At 43.5% G+C, this 24,006-nt stretch carries 22 protein-coding genes and 1 pseudogene; 10 read left to right on the top strand and 13 right to left on the bottom strand.

Annotated features, from left to right (window positions below):
- Window positions 1–26: 26 nt before the first annotated feature.
- From LEP1GSC058_RS20495 to LEP1GSC058_RS20595, 3 genes and pseudogenes are all read right to left on the bottom strand, one after another.
- A complete protein-coding gene (locus LEP1GSC058_RS20495; RefSeq protein WP_016547490.1) occupies window positions 27–779 on the bottom strand; it encodes a transposase in 753 nt (250 codons plus the stop codon).
- Window positions 780–941: 162 nt separating this feature from the next.
- Window positions 942–1,529: a transposase gene (locus tag LEP1GSC058_RS20500; protein WP_016549279.1), complete on the bottom strand. Its 588-nt coding sequence runs from the start codon at window positions 1,527–1,529 to the stop codon at window positions 942–944.
- Between the two features lie 290 nt (window positions 1,530–1,819).
- Window positions 1,820–2,969, bottom strand: a pseudogene (locus LEP1GSC058_RS20595) (IS481 family transposase).
- A gap of 152 nt (window positions 2,970–3,121) precedes the next feature.
- Between LEP1GSC058_RS20595 and lpdA the strand changes: the two are divergent.
- Window positions 3,122–4,540: a dihydrolipoyl dehydrogenase gene (gene lpdA / locus LEP1GSC058_RS08365; RefSeq protein ID WP_016549283.1), complete on the top strand. Its 1,419-nt coding sequence runs from the start codon at window positions 3,122–3,124 to the stop codon at window positions 4,538–4,540.
- Here lpdA and perRB read toward each other — a convergent pair.
- Window positions 4,530–4,991 carry a peroxide-responsive transcriptional repressor PerRB gene (gene perRB / locus LEP1GSC058_RS08370; RefSeq protein WP_016549229.1) on the bottom strand — a complete coding sequence of 154 codons (462 nt, stop codon included), beginning with the start codon at window positions 4,989–4,991 and terminating at the stop codon, window positions 4,530–4,532. The genes lpdA and perRB overlap by 11 nt on opposite strands.
- Window positions 4,992–5,218: 227 nt before the next feature.
- On the opposite strand from perRB, the gene LEP1GSC058_RS08375 reads away from it, so the two are divergent.
- Entirely contained in the window at window positions 5,219–6,709 is a 1,491-nt protein-coding gene (locus LEP1GSC058_RS08375; protein ID WP_016549309.1) for a sodium:proton antiporter, read from the top strand.
- Window positions 6,710–6,829: 120 nt separating this feature from the next.
- On the opposite strand, the gene LEP1GSC058_RS08380 is transcribed toward LEP1GSC058_RS08375, so the two are convergent.
- Both LEP1GSC058_RS08380 and LEP1GSC058_RS08385 read right to left on the bottom strand, forming a co-directional pair.
- Entirely contained in the window at window positions 6,830–7,837 is a 1,008-nt protein-coding gene (locus tag LEP1GSC058_RS08380) for a hypothetical protein (protein ID WP_016549228.1), read from the bottom strand.
- Between the two features lie 15 nt (window positions 7,838–7,852).
- Window positions 7,853–8,467 (bottom strand): helix-turn-helix domain-containing protein, encoded by a 615-nt coding sequence (locus LEP1GSC058_RS08385; protein WP_010411335.1) that lies wholly within the window; start codon window positions 8,465–8,467, stop codon window positions 7,853–7,855.
- Between the two features lie 98 nt (window positions 8,468–8,565).
- Here LEP1GSC058_RS08385 and LEP1GSC058_RS08390 point away from each other — a divergent pair, with 98 nt between their 5' ends.
- Genes LEP1GSC058_RS08390 through tsaA form a run of 3 tightly spaced genes read left to right on the top strand, consistent with a single transcriptional unit; the run spans window position 8,566 to window position 10,664 of the window.
- Window positions 8,566–9,300, top strand: a complete 735-nt coding sequence (locus LEP1GSC058_RS08390; RefSeq protein ID WP_016549301.1) for an RluA family pseudouridine synthase — start codon at window positions 8,566–8,568, stop codon at window positions 9,298–9,300.
- A 57-nt stretch (window positions 9,301–9,357) separates the two neighbouring features.
- The gene (locus LEP1GSC058_RS08395) at window positions 9,358–10,200 is read left to right on the top strand and encodes a Rossmann-fold NAD(P)-binding domain-containing protein (protein WP_016549217.1); all 843 of its coding nucleotides are present in this window, start codon (window positions 9,358–9,360) and stop codon (window positions 10,198–10,200) included.
- Window positions 10,197–10,664 carry a tRNA (N6-threonylcarbamoyladenosine(37)-N6)-methyltransferase TrmO gene (tsaA, locus tag LEP1GSC058_RS08400; RefSeq protein ID WP_016549286.1) on the top strand — a complete coding sequence of 156 codons (468 nt, stop codon included), beginning with the start codon at window positions 10,197–10,199 and terminating at the stop codon, window positions 10,662–10,664. Before LEP1GSC058_RS08395 ends, tsaA begins: the two co-directional genes overlap by 4 nt.
- Before the next feature lie 99 nt (window positions 10,665–10,763).
- Here the strand turns inward: tsaA and LEP1GSC058_RS08405 are convergent, their stop codons facing one another.
- The 4 genes from LEP1GSC058_RS08405 to LEP1GSC058_RS08420 form a co-directional block, all read right to left on the bottom strand.
- Window positions 10,764–11,573 (bottom strand): HAD family hydrolase, encoded by an 810-nt coding sequence (locus LEP1GSC058_RS08405; RefSeq protein WP_016549230.1) that lies wholly within the window; start codon window positions 11,571–11,573, stop codon window positions 10,764–10,766.
- A gap of 5 nt (window positions 11,574–11,578) precedes the next feature.
- Window positions 11,579–12,397: a M23 family metallopeptidase gene (locus LEP1GSC058_RS08410; protein WP_051133784.1), complete on the bottom strand. Its 819-nt coding sequence runs from the start codon at window positions 12,395–12,397 to the stop codon at window positions 11,579–11,581.
- Between the two features lie 415 nt (window positions 12,398–12,812).
- Window positions 12,813–13,241, bottom strand: a complete 429-nt coding sequence (locus tag LEP1GSC058_RS08415) for a thiol-disulfide oxidoreductase DCC family protein (RefSeq protein WP_051133782.1) — start codon at window positions 13,239–13,241, stop codon at window positions 12,813–12,815.
- 117 nt (window positions 13,242–13,358) lie between these two features.
- Window positions 13,359–14,207 (bottom strand): sulfurtransferase, encoded by an 849-nt coding sequence (locus LEP1GSC058_RS08420; RefSeq protein WP_016549250.1) that lies wholly within the window; start codon window positions 14,205–14,207, stop codon window positions 13,359–13,361.
- 259 nt (window positions 14,208–14,466) lie between these two features.
- Here LEP1GSC058_RS08420 and LEP1GSC058_RS08425 point away from each other — a divergent pair, with 259 nt between their 5' ends.
- From LEP1GSC058_RS08425 to LEP1GSC058_RS08440, 4 genes are read left to right on the top strand one after another with little or no spacing between them, the layout of a single operon-like run.
- On the top strand, window positions 14,467–15,354 hold the full coding sequence (locus tag LEP1GSC058_RS08425) for an LIC11113 family protein (RefSeq protein ID WP_016549212.1): 888 nt from the start codon (window positions 14,467–14,469) through the stop codon (window positions 15,352–15,354).
- The gene (locus LEP1GSC058_RS08430; protein ID WP_016549246.1) at window positions 15,347–16,834 is read left to right on the top strand and encodes a S1C family serine protease; all 1,488 of its coding nucleotides are present in this window, start codon (window positions 15,347–15,349) and stop codon (window positions 16,832–16,834) included. Before LEP1GSC058_RS08425 ends, LEP1GSC058_RS08430 begins: the two co-directional genes overlap by 8 nt.
- Window positions 16,831–18,216 (top strand): PDZ domain-containing protein, encoded by a 1,386-nt coding sequence (locus LEP1GSC058_RS08435; RefSeq protein WP_016549290.1) that lies wholly within the window; start codon window positions 16,831–16,833, stop codon window positions 18,214–18,216. The genes LEP1GSC058_RS08430 and LEP1GSC058_RS08435 overlap by 4 nt, the downstream gene beginning before the upstream one ends.
- A gap of 55 nt (window positions 18,217–18,271) precedes the next feature.
- Window positions 18,272–19,171, top strand: a complete 900-nt coding sequence (locus tag LEP1GSC058_RS08440; protein ID WP_039948237.1) for an ATP-binding response regulator — start codon at window positions 18,272–18,274, stop codon at window positions 19,169–19,171.
- Here LEP1GSC058_RS08440 and LEP1GSC058_RS08445 read toward each other — a convergent pair.
- Genes LEP1GSC058_RS08445 through LEP1GSC058_RS08455 form a run of 3 tightly spaced genes read right to left on the bottom strand, consistent with a single transcriptional unit; the run spans window position 19,168 to window position 22,892 of the window.
- The gene (locus LEP1GSC058_RS08445; RefSeq protein WP_232224651.1) at window positions 19,168–20,622 is read right to left on the bottom strand and encodes a hypothetical protein; all 1,455 of its coding nucleotides are present in this window, start codon (window positions 20,620–20,622) and stop codon (window positions 19,168–19,170) included. The two genes, LEP1GSC058_RS08440 and LEP1GSC058_RS08445, sit on opposite strands and share 4 nt — an antisense overlap.
- A complete protein-coding gene (locus LEP1GSC058_RS08450) occupies window positions 20,619–21,914 on the bottom strand; it encodes an oligosaccharide flippase family protein (protein WP_039948220.1) in 1,296 nt (431 codons plus the stop codon). Before LEP1GSC058_RS08450 ends, LEP1GSC058_RS08445 begins: the two co-directional genes overlap by 4 nt.
- A 3-nt stretch (window positions 21,915–21,917) precedes the next feature.
- Window positions 21,918–22,892, bottom strand: a complete 975-nt coding sequence (locus tag LEP1GSC058_RS08455; RefSeq protein ID WP_039948238.1) for a phosphatase PAP2 family protein — start codon at window positions 22,890–22,892, stop codon at window positions 21,918–21,920.
- A gap of 276 nt (window positions 22,893–23,168) precedes the next feature.
- Between LEP1GSC058_RS08455 and LEP1GSC058_RS08460 the strand changes: the two genes are divergently transcribed.
- Complete coding sequence (locus LEP1GSC058_RS08460; protein ID WP_016549216.1) at window positions 23,169–23,996, top strand: lysophospholipid acyltransferase family protein; 828 nt, start codon at window positions 23,169–23,171, stop codon at window positions 23,994–23,996.
- Window positions 23,997–24,006 lie beyond the last annotated feature (10 nt).

Genomic DNA, 24,006 nt, shown 5'->3' on the forward strand with positions numbered 1-24,006 from the left:
AAGAAGGGACTGCCGTAGCAGATCGTTTAAATATACCGAAATCCGCAAATTTTTCCTATGTTGTGAGCGGAGCATCTTTCGGACCATTCAAGAGAAACTTTTTCCAATCCTTTTGTCATGAATCTATTTCCTGCACGAGATCCTTTCATTGCACCAAAGACGCCTTCAATCGAAGAAAACCGTTTGGCATAAATTTTTCTCGATTTCGGGTTTTGTAACTTTTTGCGCATTTCCATCGTGTAGAAATTATTCAGCTCGCTCGGATGGTAGTTTTTACTTGGACTTAAATGAATGTAGTTTCTTCTCAAGTTATTAGAATTCACCAAAATGGATTTAGATCGACCTTTTGTGCAGAAATGTTTCAACTTACAGCCGTTGCAACCCGTCGATCTGTAATCCGAATAACTGTATTGTCCATGAAGATACTTTTCGGATCGGAATTTAAGTGTTCTGCCCGATGGACAGACGAAGTTGTTGGCTTTCTTTTCATAGATAAATTTGATGAACGGAGGCCTTCGTTTGGAGAAATCGGTAACTTTTGGGATCTTCCCTGCTTGGAATAACCTTGTTACTTTTTGATCGGGACAATAAAGATCGAAGTCTTTTAATCTCTGGAAATTACTTTCGCTTGCATAACCGGCATCTAAGACATATTGAATTCTATTTAAATCTTGTTTTTCCGATCTTAAGAATTCGTAGCAAGATTCGACTTTTCGAATCATTTTCTCCGCAAACTTAGTATCGGATTGTTCCGTTTCCACACTGTGAGAAATGATCATGGTTGGATTTGCAATCGACCGCCGCTTGAGCATTGTAACCTACCAGGAATACGTTTCCTTTTTTCTGTAGATCGCAATCTCTCTCATAGAGATGGACTCTACGACGGTCTTTGTGCTTTTTTAGGAATTTTACCGCATCCTGAAGCTTTTCTGCCTTTAGTTCTAATTCTTTCTTTTGTCTCGAATTTGAGAACGATCCATATCGGCAGACTTTTCCCATTCTTGAAATTTGACCTTACTTACCTTTTCGATTTGTTCAAGTCTAAGCTCGAATTTTTCCAGGTCCCCTATATCATCGGGATTCGCATTCGCCTTTATCTTAGTGCCATCTATGGAAACGGTTTCAAAATCTATATAACCGCTTTCGTAACCGAGAAATACCGTTTGAGAAAATAGATCTTCGATTTCAGTTCTGTGAGTCTTTCTGAACTTTGAGATAAAACTATGATCCAGCTCTTCTCCATCCAGAAGATAGATCAATTCAGCTCTGAGTTTGGATATCCTACAGAGTTCCCGCATCGAGATATTGCCGATTAAAATGGAATAAAAAAGAGCCGAAATAACTTTCTTCGGTGAAATTGCAGGTCTTCCAGTCTCATCATTCTGGTAATTCTTTTCGAAATCTTCGAAATCTAACCGATCAATGACTTTCTTAAAACCGTGAATCGGATGTTCTTCCCCGAACAATTCCTTGAAGTCTAAAACGTACATTCTAAGCTGATTCGGATCCGTATTCTTGAACTTTGCCATTCCGTAAATCTAGCAAGTTCCCTAAAATTGCATCCCTTTTTCAACAGGCTCGTGGGGGATGGAGGCGGTTTCTCGAAGCAAAGTTATTTATCACGAATTATCCGAACTGTCAACAAGGCCTCAAAAAAGACTGTAGGAGCTCCAACACAAACTCGCTAAGAAAAAGGGTTTCCAAAAAAGCGGGATTGTGCTAACGAGGGGCTTCGGAGCGGGTACCACCGACCGGCCCCCACCCAATAAGGGTGTGTACGTCCTGGAACATAGGTAACACTTTAGACCGGAGACATGGGTTACACTTTCAAAGTCCTAGATATTTTCTTTGTGTTCTCATTCAAATAACCTATTTTCACAAAGCTGAAATAAATGGCCCATATACCGTCGTCGACAGGTTCAAGGCCGATATTCTCTCCACCTAAACTCTTCGTAATAAAGAATCTTTGATTTTTCCAATAAAAATTACCGTCATCGACTTTACGAATTTCAAAATGATCTGGATAAAATATCTCGGATAGACGATTCGGATAGGATCTTAGGGAAGGTTTATAGATCTTCGCAGGCGGCTTCTGACCTAACGCCTCATGGGGACGATCATGGTTATATTCCGCTCTAAAACGATCGAATGCCTTTTGCTGCTGTCTCATATTAGAACGAATCGGATAAACCGCTTCTGCCTTCAAAGTCCTATGCATTCTTTCATGCCTTCCGTTCTCTTGTGGTTTTCCCGGATGAATCCTTTCCGGAAAAATACCTAATTTGATCCACCACATTGATAATAGGGAAATTCCCGACCCGGCAGCAAACGGAATTCCATTATCCGTTCTAATCGCATTCGGAAGGCCGTATTCTCGAAAACACTTCTCAAATTCCTTCTTTGTTCGTAAGTCCTTGTGCCTGATAGCCCTTTGCAACTTAGAAGAAACCGACTGTAACCGTCGGATATTGTTAAGGGATAACAACGGATTCCGTCTCGCATTTTAAAATCACCTTTGAAATCAGCACACCAAACCGCATTCGGATGATCATAACCTCGGAAAGGTTCCGAAAAACGAACCATGCCCCTCTCTTCTTACGGGGCTTTACTAAACCTCTTTTCTTAAGAATACTGCCGATCGTGCTCGCTGCAGGCCAAATAATTTCCGGATGACTTCCCTCAAGTATTACAAGCAATTTGCGAGGTCCCCAAGTAGGGTGTTGCTTACGAACTGCAAGAATCAACCGCTCTTCCGCAAAACCTACTCGGTTCGGGTTTGTGTGCGGAACCCTACTTCTCTCCAAAAGACCTTCAGGGCCTTCCTTGCGATACCGTTCAAGCCACTTGTATCCCGTCTTTCTACTTATTCCAAATGTTTCACAAAGAGAACTTATGGAAACCGTTCCGTCGCATACTGCGGCAATGAATTTTACTTTCTCGTCCATAGGGAACACCTCTTTCCACGGCAAAGGATTTTCCTCCATTTGCCTAAATTTCAGTGTTACCTATGTCACAGGTCTATTCTGTTACCGATGTCTCCGGTTTGTACCGGCGGGGCCAGCTCGAAAAATTTCTTCCCATTGAACTTTCTATTTGCGATCTTAGAATCTGGAGGAAGCAGATGGCCGAAAATTTTGACGTAACCGTTATTGGCGGTGGTCCGGGCGGTTATGTTGCCGCAATCAGAGCTGCTCAACTGGGATTGAATGTCTGCCTCGTTGAAAAAGAAAGACTCGGCGGTATTTGCTTGAATTGGGGATGCATTCCCACGAAAGCATTGTTAGAGTCCGCCCACCTTCTCCAATCGATACGAAAAGCGGAAACCTTCGGCCTAAAAGTCGCTGAAGCCGCTCCCGATTTTCCTGCAGTGATCAAACGTTCGCGCGGAGTTGCCGATACGATGGCAAACGGTGTCGACTTTCTCATGAAGAAAAATAAAATTTCCGTAAAGAAAGGAAGCGCAGTCTTCAAGGACAATAATACGATTTGGCTGCCTGATTCCTCAAAAGAAGAAATTCATTCCGAATTTTTTATAATTGCTACGGGTGCACGCCCCCGAGAACTTCCCGGTTTACCCTTCGACGGTGAAAGAGTTTTATCCAGCAAGCATGCAATGATCCAAGAAGCCGCGCCCAAATCTCTCGCAATTATAGGCGCCGGAGCTATAGGAGCCGAGTTTGCCGACTTTTATTCAACGATGGGAACGGATATCACTCTTATCGAGCTGCAGGATAGAATTCTCCCTTTAGAAGATTCTGAAATTTCAAACTTGCTGAACCGATCCTTCGCAAAGCGCGGCATTAAAATACTTACTAATGTCGGAGTCACCGAGCCGAAACTGGAATCGAACGGAGTATCCCTTTTATTAAAAGGAGAAGGACTTCCCGCAACGGGAGAAAGATTGGAATTTGCAAAAGTATTAGTCGCGATCGGAGTCGTTCCGAATACGGAAGGGTTATTTTTGGAAGAAGTCGGCGTCTTTCTTCAAAAAGGATTCATAAAAGTAGATACCAAATATAAAAGCAAAGTCGAGAATATATATGGAATCGGAGACTGTATAGGAGCTCCCCTGCTCGCGCATGTAGCTTCAATGGAAGGAGTCAAAGCTGCGGAGGCGATATCGATCGCAAAGGGAAACCCTCACAATCTTGTCTACGAACCCATCGATTACGATAAAATCCCTGCCTGCACATACTGTCATCCGGAAGTAGCGTCCGTCGGTTACAAGGAAGAAGAAGCCAAGAATGCAGGGTTCGAAATTGTGGTTGGAAAATTTCCATTTCGAGTCAGCGGTCGTGCCCAAGCATTAGGAGACACGGAAGGCTTAGTGAAATTAGTAGCCGATAAGAAGTCCGGAGAAATATTAGGAGCCCACCTAATCGGTCCGAACGTAACTGAATTATTAGGTGAGATCAACTTGGGAATCGGGTCGGAATTGACCTTAAAAGAAATCGCTGGGAGAATTCATGCTCATCCGACTCTTTCAGAAGCGCTTATGGAAGCCGCAGCTCAAGGATCGGGAGAAGCGATTAATCTGTAGAAATTGATTCGCTCTTGACAGGATCCATCGTACCCGAAAAGAGAATATCTACTTTATTCACTTTGAATTCCGACGGTAAATGAGATTCGAGGCTGAGCAAGGATGTATCTACATCGTGAAATTTACCAGTGGTCTCGTCAAAAAAATGGTAGTGATCGTCTATGTTGCTGTCATAGACGGATTTTCCTAAACAGGAAAATTTAAATTCACGAAGAAGACCTGCGGAGACAAGCACATTCAAAGTATTATAGACGGTAGCCAAGCTCATCTTAAATGAGCGACTATCCACCCATTCCTTAACTTCTTCCGCAGTCGGATGATCCGCCTCACAAAGTACGTACTGGCAAATTGAAATTCTTTGCATCGTAGGCTGAATAGAAACGGACTTAAGCCGCATTTCGATCTCATCTGGAGTGAGGCAATAGTTATTATTCTTACCGAAATGAGTCATTGTGCAAAGTCGTTTAAAAAGGTCTCTATAATATAAGACGGTCGTTTTACGCCGAATCTGATAGAAAAAACACCTATTTCCACGCTAGTCTGAGGAAACCTTTGGATTAGTATCGAATTCCGCAATCCAAAAACCCTTCGAAAAAACGACGCTAAATGGGTTTTTCCTTTGAAAGGGATTCTTCCGACCTATAACCTGACCAAAAATCTTCGGAAATGACAGGAACGATGAGAAACAAAATCCTTAATTCCATCTTAATCTTTGCGCTGCTGCTACCTTTGACTCTTGGGGCTGAGAATTCTCCAGCTGGGAAATCCGGCGAGAGTATCGCTCAAACAGAATCGGCACCGACTACACCGGAATCCGCTATAGAGCACCATGACTCGAATCCCGCCTCTCACCACGAAAGCTTAGGAGGCGACTTGCCATTTTGGTCGGTCATCCCGTTTATCCTTATCCTCTTAAGTATAGCGCTCTTACCGTTGATTTCGCATTCGACGGCACATTGGTGGGAAAATAATAATAATAAACTCCTACTCGCTCTGGCATTAGGAGGCGTTTCGTTCGGAGTTCTTCTGGCTTATAACTGCGGTGAAAAAATATATCATACAATGGTATTCGATTATATCCCGTTTATCATTTTACTCGCATCGCTTTTTTATATTTCAGGAGGAATCGTTTTAAAAGGGGATATCGAAGCGACTCCTATCAACAATACTATCTTTTTAATCGTAGGAACTTTCCTTTCTTCGTTTATCGGAACGACCGGAGCATCGATGTTGATGATTCGCCCGATCTTAAAGACGAATTCGGAAAGAAAGCATGTCGTCCACACTGTGATTTTCTTTATCTTCTTGGTTTCGAATATAGGAGGATCGCTGACTCCTTTAGGAGATCCGCCTCTCTTTTTAGGATATCTACAAGGAGTTCCCTTTACCTGGACTTTCGGCTTATTTCCTGAAATGCTTATCGCCACCATCATTCTACTCGTGATCTACTTCATCTGGGACACGGTAATGCACGGAAAAGAGACCAAGAAAGATATTCAACGAGATATTAGGAACAAGGAACCGATCGGATTGGAAGGCCAAGTAAACTTGATTTGGCTTTTAGGCGTCGTTCTATCCGTCGCTTATATCAATGACCATTATATTCCGGCTATCAAAGGAAATCATTATCTAGGATTCTTCAGAGAGGCGGTCCTAATTTTACTCATTCTTGCTTCCAAATTCACGTCCGATCCGAAATTACGGGAAAGAAACAAATTCACTCTGCAACCAATCCAAGAGGTCGCTTATCTGTTCATCGGAATTTTTCTTACCATGATTCCGGCGCTCCTTCTGTTGGAGCATCATGGAAAAGAGTTAGGCGTGACGAAACCTTGGCACTTCTTTTGGGTAACCGGGCTATTTTCCGGAGTCTTGGATAATGCGCCGACTTATCTTACTTTCGTTTCTTTAGCAAAAGGTTTATTAGGATTCTCGGATATACATCAGATTCTGGCCGATCCATTCGGCGAATCTTTGCTGAAAGCGATCTCGGTCGGAGCCGTATTTATGGGAGCCTTAACTTATATAGGTAACGCTCCGAATTTTATGGTCAAATCGGTCGCAGAGGAAAACAATATCAAGATGCCCAGCTTCGGCGGATATGTTCTTTATTCCTTGGCGCTGCTGATCCCCACTTTTATTCTACTAACGTTTATCTTTTTTATCTAAAAGAAGAAACGTTTCGAGCATAATAAAATCCTTCCGCTGATCCATGGGGAAAGGCGGAGGGATTTTATTATGCCCTTTCAGAAAGTAAAGGAGAATAGAAATAAGAGTCGATTCTATGGCTCACTCGGACGCTTTTGGAATAGGAGCAAAGACGACCGAGTGTAGAGTCCGAGATATCTTCCCGTCCGGATTTATTTTTTCCGTATATAAGACTTCGGCGTTCGTGTTGGAAGCCGGTTTATACATCACGTATTTTCCTACCCAATCGTAAACGGAAAGAGAATAATCAATAATCGTTAATGCAGCTTGCAATGGGAGAAATCTGGATTTCACAACCGGTTTTACATCCCTATCTTTTGCCGCAGCCAGCCATTTGTACATTCTAGCAGACCGACCCATATTCTTTAAATTGTCCCATTCCAATCTTGTTTCAGGTAGAGTCGCTTCGACTTGTCTGAAATTCACCCGTACTGGAAGGCCCTTCTCTTTGGATTCCTTAATAGCCGTGGATAATTGAAGATCGAAAGTATCCTCGTCCAAATATTCGATTTCGTTGCACGACGCAAATACGGTCTCGCAAATATCGCCGTATCTTTTATGCACGATGAAAACCATCGCGATATTCCCTGTAGTCGGGTTGTATAAAACTTTCGCGTTATAGTTGGTGGTAGGTCTATAATAAATTCCGCGATAGACTCGTTTAAAGACATTCCATCCCACAAATCCGACATCTTTGAGAAGAGGCGGTTCCGGTATTTCCAATCCGCGGGTGGCAATATGCAGTTTCTCGACGGCAACGCGGCCGTCCCTTTTAGAGATTTCTAATAAGAAATCTCTAATATCTTCCAGGCCGTCGTCCCCCAGCTTCAACCGTTTCGACATGGTATCGACGAAAATCTTACCGACGTTTTCGGAAAGAAGTCGCTTCAGCTCGGACTTCCCTCCTTTCTCGTTCAGGTCATCAAGCGTATATTGAATGCAATCTTCCTTGTGACAAGAAATCTGCTCTTCATACCGATCGACTCCAAAATATCCTGAAGAAGAAGGTTTAGTTTCGACATCGGATTGTGCGAACAAATCCGAACAGACGATGATAATCGCGAATAACGCTAAAATTTTAGATCTCAAGGATCCGCACCGAATTCAGGAAACCTCGTCCCTATAATCCATGACTAGATACATCAACGTTTCGTTATCCGTCGGATTGATATACTCATGAGGAACGTCTGCTCTAAAGAACACCGAATCTTTCGTATCCAGCTCCACTACTTTGTCCGCGACTCGGAGTCTTAATTTCCCAGAAACGACTACGAGATTCTCCGTAGTTCCGGCTTGGTGAGGTTCTGCGACCTCGATTCCTCCCGGTTTCAAAACCAATTCGTAAAATTCGGTTCTTCTTCCGCCCAAGAAAGGAAACAGAGCCCTACTCGAGAAAACTTTCGAACTAGAATATAAAATCTTCGTATTTTCAGCCTTTAAAACAAGTACCCCATCGGTTCCCTTTTCTTTTAACAGTTCGCTAAACGGCACATTCAAACCGTTCGCAATTTTCCAAAGAACCGCTATAGTCGGAACGCTCTTACCTTGTTCGATTTGGGATAGCATGGCTCGGCTAACCCCACAACGTGAGGCCAATTTATCCAGCGAGAGGCCTTTAGTATGGCGGATTAATTTAAGGTTTTCTTTTACGACTTCCGTAATATGTTCACTGGAGACGAGATCTTTTCCGTCTAATTCTTCCGCATCGGCCTGGTTCATACCTTTTTCATCCAATATAACGGAAAGTGTGTCAATCTAATTTCCATAAAAACAGGACAGGTTTACAAGAAGATAGGATTTCCTATCCTCGGATTTGCATGACGTTCCCGGAAAAATCAAATCCTTCGAGATCGATTCCTTCTGCCAAGCCGATGCAAAACTTAAAAATTTATTATCGAGGAAGTTTTCTGCTGATCGCCGAGAAGCCCGCCGGCCTTCCCGTTCATGCGACACTGGATCCGCATCGAAAGAACTTTGCCGATCTAGTCCAAGCGCAGGAGAAACTCCCTTATCTCCGACTCGTTAACCGATTGGATTTGGATACGACCGGCTTAGTCGTATTTTGCACCGATCCGGAAAAAAATAAGGACGCCGATGAGATCCTGTCCCAGGCGGAAAAAAAATATCTGTGCATCGTTAATGGAATTCCGAGAGAGAAATCGTTTCGCGAAGAATGTTTCTTGAAGGATGGGAAAGGTCGTGTAACAGCCGTTCGATCAGGTGGAAAGAAAGCCATAACCGATTTTAAGATTTTATCAACTAACGTAGCGGAGAATATTTCTATTCTCGAGGCGACCCTGATAACCGGACGGAGACACCAAATTCGGTTTCAAATCGCACAAGCAGGATTTCCTATTTTAGGCGAGACTGTTTATATACCGAACGATTTCAGAATAAAAAAATCGGTTCCGATCCCAAACCGTTCTTTACTTCATTCTTATCTTCTAAAATTCAAAACGGAAGAAGGAATCGACAACTCCGTAACCTCTACCCTACCGGACGATTTTCAGCGATATCTTAACTTTTTTCCTGGAATTTCCTTACCAGACTGAATACTCTGGAGCGCATATTTTCAAGGTCGATTTCGATTCGACCGTCCGGGAGGACAAATGTCCGAATCCATTGCATTGATCGTGGGCGGCTCAGGCGCTGCGGGGCAAAGCGCCATTCAAGGATTGACAGAAGACCGAACAATCTCGGGTCGAAACTGGAGAATCATCGCGACAACTTCCGGTGACAAAGATGTGGAAGGCGCGGATAGAACGTTAAAACAAATTCAACTAGAGGAACCGGACGAAGCCGTTTCTAAAATAATCGAAGCTCTAAAAATGGAAGATCCCGTGGATATTTTAGTTTATACGCCCGCTCGGGGAAAATTAGGATACCCAGCTTCCGAAACACCCGACGAAGACATCGAATCCGGATTGAAGTTTTGCTTCGATCCGATGCTGGAATTGGAAAAGAAATTATCCCCACGTTTGACAATCGGATACTCCGCATTCTACTATTTACCTTATTTACTTACATATTACGGTTCTTTAGCTTTCATAAAAAAGAAAATGGAGGAATGGACTTTAGAAAAACCCGCCTCCCGAAAAGCAATTCGAGCCGGGACATTTTTAAGCCAAAGTGCAAGAGGAATCGGAATCATACTCCAGAGACTCGCGAAATCGACTTCTCATCCGGATTTGCAAAAACTGATCGAAGAGCAAAAAAGTTCGGGTAAAAAATTTTCCGACTTTTTCATCGATTATATTCAGAAAAAGGAAAAGGAAACTTTCCTGAAGAATTTTCCCTCTATTCCTTATCGATTTACCGAACCGAAGGACCTAAAGATTGCTTTATTAAGAATTTTACAAGGAGAACCTTCTCCGATCATATCGGTCATTGGAGATTGGGTTTGGACGGAGAATACGCTACCTCCGATGCCCGATTATCTCAAAAAAAGATGAGCGAATTTAAGATTCTTCCCATCGGCACGGTCCATTGCAGTCGCTCCGAGGTGATCGACGACGATTGGGACAAGGAGGAATCCTACATCGAATTAAGTCATGAGATTCCGGTAGAGAGTCTGGAAGGATTGAAGGACTTCTCGCATATCGAAGTATTCTATATTTTTGATAAAGTGGATCCGAATACGATCGTTTATAAATCGGAGCGCCCGAGGGAAAATCCGGATTGGCCGAAGATCGGAATTTTTGCGCAGCGAAAGAAGGCTCGTCCCAACCGCATCGGTGCAACCATCGTCGAATTACTACGTATTGACGGAAGAAAGATTTTCGTAAAATCTTTGGATGCCATTGATGGCACACCGGTCATCGATATTAAACCCGTTTTTAAAGAATATCTGCCGAGGCAAAACGTAGTTCAGCCTCGCTGGTCCGAGGAATTAATGCGTGATTATTGGACGCATTAGTTTTCTGCCGAATGAGAATTCTTCCGATAATCACTCGCTCCGCGCTTTATATGAGTGATTTTGCATATTGAGATAATTGCGCATCGTATCAGGATCTTATTATAGTACGGGCCAGTCTAGGATCGATTGGATTAATGATCCGACAGGGGGAATTTTCCCTTTTCCCCGATCCAGAAAAATTCCCCGTAATTTCGAATTTTCCAATAATGCAAAATCGTTTTCGGTGTCGCCGAAGGATATATCGTATCCCTCACCGTTCGTAGCTTTCATAATTTTCCGAACCTTCCCGGCTCCGTACGTAAACGGTTCCACGACCTGATGAGAAAGAACTCCTTCTTGCTCCGCAAGCTCTACGCCTAAAACCCGATTTTCCGGGATATTCCAGCGACCGGAAACTTCTCGGATGACCCCTTCCGGTGAAGCAGTCACGATCCAAATATCCGTATTTATGCTTTGCAATGCAAGAGTCAGTTCGTAGAGAGCTCGGTACGGTTTTACGGAAATCTTAGTTTCGGAACTTTGGTTTTGCTCCCATATTTGCCGTGCGGTTTTTCTTAATTCCAGGTTCGAACGACCCGAAAAAATCCAGGTGGACCAACGATAAGCCACTTCCAGCCCTTTCGTTTCATGGATCGTGTCGTACACTGCCCAGGCTTCTTTCTGAAAGGTAGAAGGATCCGTTTTACGCAATTTTTCCAAACGATCGGCGGTCTCAGGTTCCGGAAAAAAAGGGCGAATGTCGGAGATCCAAGGAAGGCCTTGTCGGAGAAGCTCATTCATAACAGCTTCTCCGAAATCATTACGCACTAACGTATTATCAAAATCGAATACAACGCGAAGAGGTTTTGCGCGATCTATGACCCCGCCTAAAAAGGATAATAATTCTGTAGACCAAAACGTGTCGGACAAGTAACTTATTGTTGAATCGTTTCCTTGGCAATTGCGACTTGAGAATCTCTGTCCGCCAAGAACGGTGGTAAGTAATGTTCAGGATTTAAAACGACATTTTGATAACGCACTTCGAAGTGGACATGAGGTCCGGTCGTATGCCCCGTATTACCGGAAAGCGCGAGCACCTGGCCCTTCTTTACCTTATCTCCTTGTTTTACGAACAAAAGAGAATTATGAGCGTATAATGTCTGGATTCCATTAATCTGAGGATGCTGGATCACGACTCGAAGGCCGTAACCGCCGTCTCTCTTGGAATCAACGACCAATCCGTCCGCTGCGGCGATGACTATAGATCCGTTCGGGCAAGCGATATCCACTCCTGCATGTAGAGCGTTCCAACGTCTTCCCAAGCGAGAGGTGACTCTTGAATGTTTGAAGCTTAGCGGCCAAATAAGTTCTCGCGAATCGGAAGTGAATATTTCCCGTCCCTTATCTTCCAAGAGAAGGTTCCGAGTATAATTTGCATTGTATGGAAAGAAAACCGGTTCCGAAGCGGGAATTTTTCCCGAGTCATGAATTCCGTTTAAAACTCGAACTTCTAATTCGGATGTACCAAATTTATGGTATAAATCGTCCAATGAGTCTTTCACTTTTCCGGTTACTATCCAAGTCCCTTCTCTTCCTTGGTACGTTTGGATGTATTGGTTATCGATTTTTACTTCTTCTAAATTTGGATTCGCAAAAGATTTCAGCGCAAAAACGAGTAGGAGTGGGGTCAGGATCCCCAGAATTGTTAGGCGGATTTTACTTTTCATTTGGTCCTTTCCTTTATGCACTGCCAAAAATCTTCCTAAAAAACGAAGACTGTTTCTAGGATCGGCAGAAAATTTCCGAAAGTTCAACCTATCCTGCCTTGCGGGAATCCTTGGACAAGAATTTTTCTCTTCCCAAACCCCTGCAATTGGACAATTGGGTTAAATTTTGAATTGAAATCGGATGTTTTCGATAAGATTTTATCTATTTTCATTCTATTTAATGGATTTTTAAAAGTTTTTAATAAAAATGGGTATTTGCTTCTTTAAAATTGGAAGCAGTATTTCCAGGTTTTTGAACCGATCCTCTCTGTAAAATGGATTCTCGAGAATTTTCTTCTATGGATCCAGTTTATGCGACATAATATAGTAAAAAATTAGATAATTGTCCACTATCTTTCGGTGAATCTAATTCGAGAATAGGAATCAAGAAGTTGAAAATGGCTTAATTTAAGAACCGTTCTTTCAATTCCGGCGTAATTACCCTGCAGGAATCAGACTTTCCAAACCAACGATATCGACGTTTGGCCACAAAATCGTAGAACCAGTCTCGAATAAATGCCGGAATTGCAATTCCGGCATATCCGAGGTTCCAGGGAAACCCAACCAATAGTAGAATTTCCAAAATTGCCCTGGATTTTCGGAAAATCTTCCCTTTGGTATAAAAGACGATGCTCGCTCCCCTTCCTAAAAGTTCGGCGGATTCGGCGGGCGTTAGAAAAGATTGGGCGGTAGCCGATTGAAGGCTCGCGAATACCATCTTCTTTTTCCTATCGATATCAATGAGAAGATTAACGCTCGCATTGCAAAGATTGCACACGCCGTCAAAAAAAACGATATTTCGGTCTTTTAGATCGGGCGATATGAATGCCATGTTAACTGTTAGACTTACATCTCTAACAATCTATCTTCAGAATAACGGAAACTAAAAGCGCGGATGAATACGCGCTTACTCCCCCTGTCTTTCGATCGAATCTACAAAAAAGGATGTTTAATTTTTTCGTTCCACTCCGCCGACTCTAGGCGCAGCCCCGGTTCCACCGGCCTGTCCATAAATACTAACAGCCTGCTTGGGTAAGCTGGATTTTCTCCATTCAAACCAAGAACCGATATAAACGTTTACATCATTGTATCCGACTTCTTTTAGCATCAAAGCCAAAAGAGACGATCTTGCACCGTTATAATCGTAAATAACTGTCGTACGTTCCGGCATAAACGGAAAGCCGCGAAGTTTTTTATTAAAGAGGGTTTTATCGATTAGATCGCCGGCAGGATCGTACAACATTCTCCAATCCCAAAGAAACGCGCCCGGTAAACGACCGCACAAGCTTCCTGGCTCCGGGGCAGTAAGGCGGGGCAGTTTGCCTTCATATTCCTCAGGAGTACGAGTATCGAATATTTGAAGTCGAGTTAGGTTTTTTTCTAGAAAGGCCTTATCGATGATTCCTTCCACTTTACGAATCTTGGAAGCAGGACCAAAATCGAGTTCTCTGGATCCTTTTTCGGTTCCTCCTTCCACAGGCCAGCGCTTATCCAAAACATAGGTATGCACAAAGCCGGCCGACCTTAGGAGTAGAGTTAAGCGAGCGGCGAACATTCCCATTCCCTCGTCGAAGACTACAATCCGGGACTTCCCTTCTTTTTTTGCCAAAGCGAGAATTTCATCCAAGGGTCCCAACATCTTCTTAAAAGATTCGGGGTCCGATGCGAACGCCTTCTTTACAAAAGGAAAATAGTACGCTCCCTTCAGAGTTGCTTCCTGGTACTGCGCCTGGGAACGACAATCGATTAATAAGTCCTGATCAGACAGGTCTGATTTTAAAAAGCTCCAATTGGACAAGATACACTACCGTTTATTTGTTATAGAATTCGAACCTATTTAAGTCCGAGAGAGTAAGAAGAATATTCGAAAACGATTCGATGGAATCCGAAGTATTCTAAACTTACTTTTAACCATATTCCTAAGTCCCGCTCGAAAGTTTAACTTTTTTTTCGGAAAGAGAAAAATTCGCGACATAAGGAAGAAAAATGCTGCGATTTTTTTCTTCCTGGAGCGGTTCGGTAAAATACGGTTTTTCCGGAGCCGATACTCTATAGCAGTGAATCTTCCGGTGCGCAAAATTATCCAGTCGTTTGTCACTCCGACCTATCTATTCTTGATTTTTATCGTTCCGACAGTCGGTTGGGATCGATTTCCATCCTATAACTTCTCGCTTTTAGCGGAAACCAGCCCATTAATCAGTTCCTCAGCGGGCAATCTGGATGATCCCGAATTCAAGGAAGGTTGGAAAAAATATTCGAAGGATAAGGATGCCCGGCCGCTGAAGGCATGGTTCCAATCTCATCCGGATGTTAATATCCGCCCTTGCAAATTATCAAGGACTCTCGACTTTGAAGGGCTACAGTATTTTTCGATCAAATGCCAGGATGAAATTCTGAACGGCTTCTTTTATTCGGGAGGCGCGACCGTTTCCAACCCCGACTCGATCGACTCGATTCGAGTAAAAGGTCCGGTGAAAATCGGTAAAGTCGTATATTGGGATTTATCCTTTTCGTCCAAAGATCTTCCCGTAAATTCCTCCCCTGGCCGTTTAGAAAAACCGAATAGACGAACCCGACTCCCGGAAAAGCCACCCGATAATTTAGGACTGCAGTATTTCTTAAGCTTAGCAAGACGTCCGGCTCATAGACCCGCGCCCGACGGAAAAGAGGTTTTCTTTGATTCATCCTGTCCGTTAGTTTTCCTGGGTAAGGACGGAGATTTTTACTGGGACAAAGCTATTTACTTTTCTTTCCAGGCCAGTTGCTTTCCTCAATCGCCGTATTCTTGGGTGCGAATCAAAGCGGATTTTTCCGGGAATCTAGTGTTAGATAATAAACCTTCCCAAAGCCTAAAGGAAGGAGAACGCTTTCTCGCGAAACTCAAAATTCAATCCATCGAGAAAGATAAAATCGTCTGGTCCGAGGCCGAGCTATTCCATGAATAATATTCGAAATTCTGCAATCTATCTGGCCCTTTCGGCTCTTCTATTTCTTCCCGAATCCGTTTCGACGCAAAACGCCCAGAACAGTAACCAAGATCTTAAAAATCTGTTCGGTAGCGTGGTTATCGTTCGAAGCGACAGTTATCCCGATCCCTCCGATCCCCTCGAGTTCGGAGACCAGGATTTATCCAAGGACGTGGGCTCCGGTTTCATCATCCAAGGGAATAGAATTTTAACGAACGCACATGTTGTCGCAGAATCGAAGTTTTTGAAAGTGAAACATTATAATAGTGGCAAATACTACGATGCCCAAGTGGAATTTTTAGGCTTCGATTGCGATCTCGCTCTTTTGAAAGTTGAAGACGACGAGTTCTTTATGGGGATCGAGCCTCTGGAAATCGCGGAGGAATCCCCTTCTTTAGGAAGCAATTTATTAATGCTCGGCTATCCTGAGGGCGACGAAAATCTTACTCTCGAAAACGGCATCGTGAATCGAATCGAGAGGCTTCGATATTCGTTTACCGGCCTCGATTATAGGAAGGTCGTTCGAGTTACTGCAAATATCCTTCCGGGTTATTCGGGCGGACCGGCCATCCAAAACGGCAAAGTTGCGGGGATCACGTTCGAAGTCAGTCAACTGCAGGGAAATACCGCATATCTAATTCCTCCCGAAATCGTTCTCCACTTCTTAAGAGACGTTCAGGACGGATCATACGACGGATTTCCTTACGCGGGATTCACGTTTCAAAACGGAAATTCGGATTCTTTAAAACGATATTTAAAAGTTCCCGCAGGTTTGCAGGGGATACTGATCAATAAAGTCTATCCTGATTCTTCCTTTTCGGAGGTTTTGAAGCAGGACGATTTCTTATATAAAATAGACGATGCTTTCTTGAATAACGAAGGCGGCCTTTTGGAATTTACCGGAAGGACGGTCGTCGATTTGATAGAACCGAATTTTATCGGACAAACTCTGACTCTATTCTTTTACCGAAACGGTAAACACTTCAAAGTTCCCACGCAATTAAAGAAAACCAAATCTTTAGATATGTACCGAGACAGGGACTCCAAAAGTTTCGTAGGCGGAGGACTAATGTTCCAGTCGGTAAATCGGGCCTTGTTCGGTAAGGAAAGCCAAAGAATCGAAGCCGCATTACGTTATCATTATAGTTACTATATTCAGGACGAGCTCTTTCGATTTACGGAACGGGACCTGATTCTTACCACCCTTTTTCCCGATCCTTTAAATTCGAAATATCTATCCTATCGATTTAAAATTTTAGAATCGATCAACGGAAAGACTCCCGCGGATTTAGCCGACTTTAAAGAATTATGGAAGAAATACTCGGACGGAACGATCGTTTTAAAATTTCGCGGCGTGGGTTTACCCATGATATTGGATACGAAAACGATCCGAACCATCGATGCGAGAGTTAAGAAGCGGTTCGATGTGCGTCCGGACGGAAGCAAGGAGGAAAAATGAAACTTCGCCTTGTATCGCGATTCGTTCATAGTTTTCTAATTCTATTTTTCATCCACGCCTTCGCAATCGAGGCGAGATCGACAGGTGAATTCTCGGTTCTCGTTCATTTTAGAAAATATTCTCATCATAATCCGTTTCAAAAAGGAATCCCTTTCCAAAAACGGATCCCCGCAATTAGGATCGACGAACATACTGCATTAGCGCTTCTAAAACCGGGGGACATCCCTCTTTTTGCGGAACTCCATCCGGACGAATCCGCCGGTCGCAAGGCCTACTTTGAGAAGGTGGATGTGGAAACCGGTTTAGGAATTCTTGTTCTTCCGGAAGACATAGGCAGATCCAGAAAAAGAATTCCTATTTCTCATTTGGATCACCTGCATCGCGGATCAAAAGTCTGTAGCTCGTATTTTACGAATCAGGAATGGGGAAGTTTGGACAATTCCAAGACTTTACTTCCTTTAACCAAAATTGTTAAACGTGAGGAGGGCGAATCCGTTAGAAAATTTCTTTTCTCACACGGCGTTGTATGCGGTTTTACGGACGGTTTTTGGAATGCGGGTTCGGATCTGTTGCGAAGATTCTACGTTCACCGATATTCGTCCGTTTCTCCGTTCCCGCACCCGGGGTTTGTGGCGGATACGAGCCTGACTCCGGCGGAGGAAAATTACTACTTCCCCAAAGGAAGCGTGGGAGTTGTCGTATCGGAAGTCCTGCCAGGCGTGGGTCCGATGCATAATTTGTTTCCTGGAGACGCGATTCTATCAATCAACGGAATTTCCGTCGCTTCCAAAGATAAACAGCGTCTTTACGACCTTATTCTAACGCGACATGGAACTGCCTTGAATGCAGGAGATTCCGTGGATTTAGTTTTATATCGAGATGGGCGTCGACGAGAAATCGTTTATCGCCTGAAACAATACAGTGAAGATTCCTTTCTGATACCCGAACGAATCGACAAAGGAGCGCCTAGATATTTGATTTCCGGCGGTCTTTTATTTACGGAACTCACTCGCGCTTACCTGAAAGAATTCGGAGAAAAATATAAATCTTCTGCGGAACGAAAATTAGTTTATTTAGCGGATAGTTTTTCGCGAAAACTTCATCCGGAAAAGAATAGAATCGTCCTACTTTCGAGAACGTTTCCCGATGAGAAGAATCGTTCATATCAAGAATTCCAAGATCTGATCTTAGAGTCCGTAAATGATAAAACAGTGGACTCTATTGCCGGTCTAAAGGCCTTAATGCGGGATACCAAGGATGAATTTTACGTCTTTCGGTTTTCCGGGAATCGGATCGTGGTTTTCGGAAAAGATGAAGCAAAAGAACTCGATGCTCGCATAAAATCTTTATATTCTTTGGACGCCTTAGATAACGTAGATTGACAAAATTCTTGACTAAGTCTCTGTCTCGGGATTTTCTTTGGATTCGGAACTTTCCATGAAAATCCTTTTCGTAGATGATGAGGAGGTTATCCGGGATCTATTCCAGGAAATCTTCGGTAGCGAGTATGAACTCACGCTTGCAGGAACTGCGGAGCAAGCCCTTGAAGTCGCCGACTCGGACGCTTTCGATCTTATCATTACTGATATCCGTCTTCCTCGGATGAACGGAATAGAGTTAATAACTAAACTCCGAGAAAAAGGAGTAGAAACCCCTTTTATAGTCATTACCGGAAACCAGGATATTCAAATCTCCATCAACGCTCTTCGATTGGGCGCAGTGGATTTTTTTCTAAAACCGTTCCGAATGGAAGCGATCAGATACTCCCTACTTCGATTCCGAAACCTTTTTTATGCGGGAAAAGATTTAGTAGACAAGCGATTTTTTCAAGTTCGAGAATCGAAACAAAAGTTCGCATTAATTCCTAGATTAGGAAACCTTAATCAATATGTTCATTTAATTCTACGGTCCATTTCTCATTTACCCGGACTTCATAGCGATGACCTTCTTTCGCTGAAAGTTTCCCTTTACGAATTGGTCGGGAATGCGATAGAGCACGGTTGTGCGAGAATTTCCTACCATCAAAAACAGGAGTTGATGTTCAAGGAAAACGATTACTTTTCCTACGTGGACAGTATATGCGAATCCAAGGAAGAGTGGATCGAAGTGGAAGTGCATTACGACGATAAACAAGTAACCGTTATCTTGGAAGATAAGGGAGAAGGCTTCGATCCGGATCGAGTCCCGGATCCGGTAAACGATCCTAATGCAAGCCAACTATCCGGACGAGGAATCTTTTTAGTTAGAATGAACGTCGATTCTTTAGAATATAACGGAAAAGGAAATCGAGTTACTTTCATTAAGAAATTGCAGGCTCCCGTTTCAGTTAAGAATTAAAACCTTAATCCCGCGCTTGCGTACCATCGAAAATATTCACGCATCGCGATCGGTCTTCTAATCTCGTCCAATATGTAGGATTCGTCTTGGCCGGGTTTAACCCAGGCGTAAGCAGCCCCTAACAAAAAGTATCCGAGCTCCCCTTTCCACCCTCCGGCCGCGATCAACTCAAGACCGCGACCTATATAAGAAATTCCGATCCCGGTAGCCAAGGTCGCACTCCAACCCCCATCCAATTCCTTTCGAATCCCGGTCTGATAATATTGCATTCCGGAATTTTCATAAACCGGCGACCGAAGCGAATCGATTCCGTAAAAAGGAGAGTCTTGCTTAGCTTGAAAGTCCCGTAATAGTAAAATCGAGATCGGGGCCAAAAAGCCCCTTGGGTCTCCTTTAATTCCGGCAAACCCATTGGAATTATGGTCCGTTCTGAACGTACGGTCTTTTGTCGAATACAATGCTCTAGCAAAAACGGAATAGGATTCCAACTCAAGGGTTCCCGAAAGAGTTGCCAACCAAGCGTTCGTCGCCTGGCGAGTATTATAAGAATTAAAAATGTCCGCCCCGTTTTCTCGCCTTCCTTCCAAGTGAAAGGCCGAGCCGTCGAATTTAATTCCTCCAAATTTCAAAAAATCCCATTCGATTCCGGAATATCGAAAAAATCCGTAAGCGCGAAACGGTTCTGCCGTTTGAAAGTAACTCGCTCTAACCGGTTCCTGCCGAGGTTCCGAATATTGGTAATAGAAAAATCGTAAAGATTTCAAGATACGATCCGGCTCCCATAAAAAATCTCCGCCTTTTACCTGAAGGGGAGACTGAGTCGTATCTTTCGGTAAATAAGAAAACTGCGATTGAAATTCTAACCCGGTAAAGCTTCCGCGTATTTTCCAGGAAAGGACAGACCAACCGAATTCCGCATAATTGGCAATACTCGCAAAAAGAAAGCCCGCACTATCCAATCGCTGGAACCCTCGTCCACCTTCCGCCCGAAAGGCGATTCCTCCGAGTCGAAGGGAAAGAGATCCGATCGCCTCTCCATCTGTTAGGCGATATACTTTGGTTTGTGAATCTTCCTTTACCATGTAAGTAAGATAAGGAGATACGAGAAACTGACTTTCCCAGGTCGTCGATTTACCGATCCACCCGAATTCCGGACTTAGCGAACCTTTTACTGATGTCTTTCCGGCAGCGTCCGACTGAACTCCTCCCTTTTGAGAAAACCCCCTACCGGATAAATACAAGGAGGTATAAAAACCTGACTCGGTCCTATATTTAGGAAGATCTTCCTGAGTTTGCGCCGAGCGCCCTACGGAACGAACTCGAATATTTCCATCCGACAATAAGGATGCATCGTCCAGTCGATATTTCGGATAGGAATCCGCTCTCGTATTGGTCCATGAAATTACGAGCAAACTACAAGATAAAAATTGAATATACTTTAGAGTGTTCACTTACTCGAAGGCCGGTAATAGGCCAAAAAATATCCGCTTAAAAGAAGCCAGGAGGGAATCTGCCCCAAAAAGAACGCGCTGGCAGCTCCCATAGGTCCGTATTCAGGAATTAATAAATTATCCAATATTAAACCGGAAACCAATCTAACTAGAGCGAGAAGAGCCAACATTCTCGGTTGTCCCAAAGCGAAAAGTGCCATTCCCAGCGGTGAAAAGACCAATTGTAAAAGATAATTCGGATACAATAGCTGAAAGACGGGGACCGACTCCGGATACTTTCCTGAAAATAATGCCGCGAATACCCAATCCGAAAGCAAGACCCAAGGTCCGAGAAGCAAAGCCAATCCGCTTGCCATTAGAATCGATTTGCCGAGAAATTTTGCGAACTCACCGTTTTCGGTCAACCTGGAAAGTTTCGGATAAATCATCGAGTTAAGAACCGAAAAAAGAATCACAAATCCACTGAAAGGTTGCAAAGCGGTTCCGTAAGATGCGACGGCTTCGTTGGAATGATACCGATTCAGAAAGAACAGTTCCATCCTGTCCGACACGATCGCAAACAAGGACGCCAAAAAAGCGTATCTGTTAAAGGAGGCCAGCTCGCCTGTCTGAATCCGTATCTCCTCTTTCTCACCAACCCAGTTTAGCTTTTCTCTGGGAAATAGAAAAAAGAAGAGTATGATAGTCAGGGCAGGCGCAGCGGTGAAAATTCCAAGTATATCTAGATTATTTAATGCTCGATCCGTAAACTGATCGGCAAAATACAATATCGTTAATCTAAAAAGATTCGGGAGCGGATACCAGAGAGAGAGAGACTGATACTGTCCGAAAGACACGAAAATACTTTCGAAATACGTATTAAACGAAAGGACAAAACTTCCGAATACGAGCAAAAAAACCACTAATGCGTTTTCATGCAATAGAATTGCCGCCGCTCCCGAGATGACGGTTAACGCGGCAAATGCGCCCCATTTAATCCACAAGGAGGAGGCTAATAATATGCCGATTCTTTTCTTATCTTCGGTTAACGGGGAAAGATATTTGACCAGTGCGGTCGGTAATCCGAACTCAGCGACAGCAAGCAAAATCGGCAAAAAGCCGGAATAGTATTGGAAAATACCGTTTTCATTTTTACTCAGTATTCGAACCGAGTAGACCATAAATACGAAATTTAAGAGGGATGCAAGGACCTTGGAACCGCCTACCGAAAAAAAGGAGCGTAAGAACCCCGAAGTGCGGAGGCGGCTAATCGCTTCCGGAAAAACTTTCAAGGTATCCGATAGTCGGGACATTCGTTAAAGTAAGTAAATTCCTCCTTTGATCCTCTTTAAAAGAAAGGGAGAAACGTGGCTAATATAGTAGCATACGATCCCATACCTTACGTATCTGGCAACCGGATTTTCCGGCAAAAGAACTTTGAGGAGTTCTCCCAAGAAAATGAAAAATACTAAAATGCCGAGCAGGGTGATTCCGATTCTCACCAGAAAAGACATCCAATTATCGCCTGCATTCCAGTCTATGCCGGTAGAGCGATTAGAAACGATCCCGATTCCGAATCCTGCTAAGGCTCCCGCAGAAGAGACGACCACTTCCCATGAATGATACGATTGATCCACCCTAGATCCTTCCATTAAGAGAACGCTCGGTATCGTCATCGCGATGATTAAAATCACATAAGATTTAAGACGGTTAGGCGGAAGTTCCTTGCCGTCCGAAAATTTTGCCTCAAGTAGGTCAGGATTCCTCTTGAACCAAAATTCCAATCCGATAAGAAGCAAAAGGCCTAATATAAAGCCGCCGATCACGTCTCCTAAAAAATGTAGGCCGGCATACATCCGAGCGATAGGCATAAGCAAAATGAATGCCGGCAAAATTCCTCGTAACCATCCGACTTTAAAATGCAAAAATAACGTGCCATACAGAACAACCGCGGTTTGAACGTGACCGGAAGGAAATCCGAAAGAAGGTTCCGAAAGACCAAGCTCGTTGGAAAAAGGTAAACCGGTCGGTCTAGGGAATTCCAACAATGCTTTGCAAGTTCCGTTCAAAACCCCGGCCACCATCAATCCGAATGCCATTCGAATTCCCACTTTGCGATCCACGCATAAGTAGATGAACGAGACCAAAGCCATGAAGAAAGCCGTAGACCCTAAGTGATGGAAGATTACCGAGAGCGGACCTAAGATCGAACTTAATCCTATTTCGTGAAGTAATTCCAAAGGAGTATTACTAAAGATCGCACCGCTTAATACCGAAGTCTTCCAGTCCATGCGACCAGCATAAGAAACCTCTCGCTCCCAGCAAAGGTTTTTCAATCGCGAGATTTCCTCTCATCGAATTGATTCCGAACGAATGGTAGATTAACCGCTGAAACGTCGCATAATTGCCCGAACAAAAGGAAAATCTAAGTTGATGTAATGTACGCATGGGAGTAGCATGAATCAAAGTAAGATCGCAAAGTGAACAGTCGTTAACTTCGCTTTACGATCTTCTCTAAGATTGTTTACAACATTCCAAAGTTTGAATTAAGCATAGACAGGATTTTCATGGACGAAGCCGCGCCGCAATTAGGAGAATTAGAGAGTTTATTTCTTATTCCGAGGGAATACGCCAGACTTTTTTTAAAAGGTTTTCTTCACTTGATCTACGACGTAGAAGTACAAGGAGTTGAAAATATCCCCGCGACCGGCGGAGGAGTGATTGTTTCGAATCATACGGATAATCTTGATGTGATCGTCCAAGGAACTTCGGTTACAAGGAAGATCATTTACCTGGGAAAATACGAACTCTTTCATCCTCAAGAATCCATGATAGAACTGCTAAAGAACCCGGCGTTCGATAATTTTCCTCTAAGCCTAATAAAAACCGGACTTCATGCGACATTGAATACGATCGGCGGTTACCAGGGAAAAACGTTGATAAATTGGGGTGGAGTTCCTATTTTAAGAGCGCATAATATAACCGATTCTAAATCCGCCGCAAAATATTATGAAGATCTCGAAAAGTATATGGTGGATATTATTTCAAAAGGAGAATTGGTATCCGTTTATCCCGAGGGCACGAGGTCCGAAGACGGGAAACTCGGTAAATTCAAGGCCTTAGCCGCAAAAATCGCGATCCAGGCGGGTGTGCCGATCATCCCTTCCGGAATTCAAGGAGCATGGAGAATGACCAAATTGGATTCGTTTTTAAGCGGCAAGGTATTTAAAACGAAGATAGTTTATAAAATTGGAAAGCCGATATTTCCGTCCGAATTCCCAAAGGAACCTTTAAAACGAGCCGCAAAATTATTAACCGAAGAACTCGAACGTCGAGTGGCCGATTTATCCGGCAGTCGTTGTAGCAACGACGAATCGACCGAAGAGCATTCGTAGGAGAATTTTG

Origin of the sequence: Leptospira fainei serovar Hurstbridge str. BUT 6 (assembly GCF_000306235.2) — a bacterium.
Taxonomy (GTDB): domain Bacteria; phylum Spirochaetota; class Leptospiria; order Leptospirales; family Leptospiraceae; genus Leptospira_B; species Leptospira_B fainei.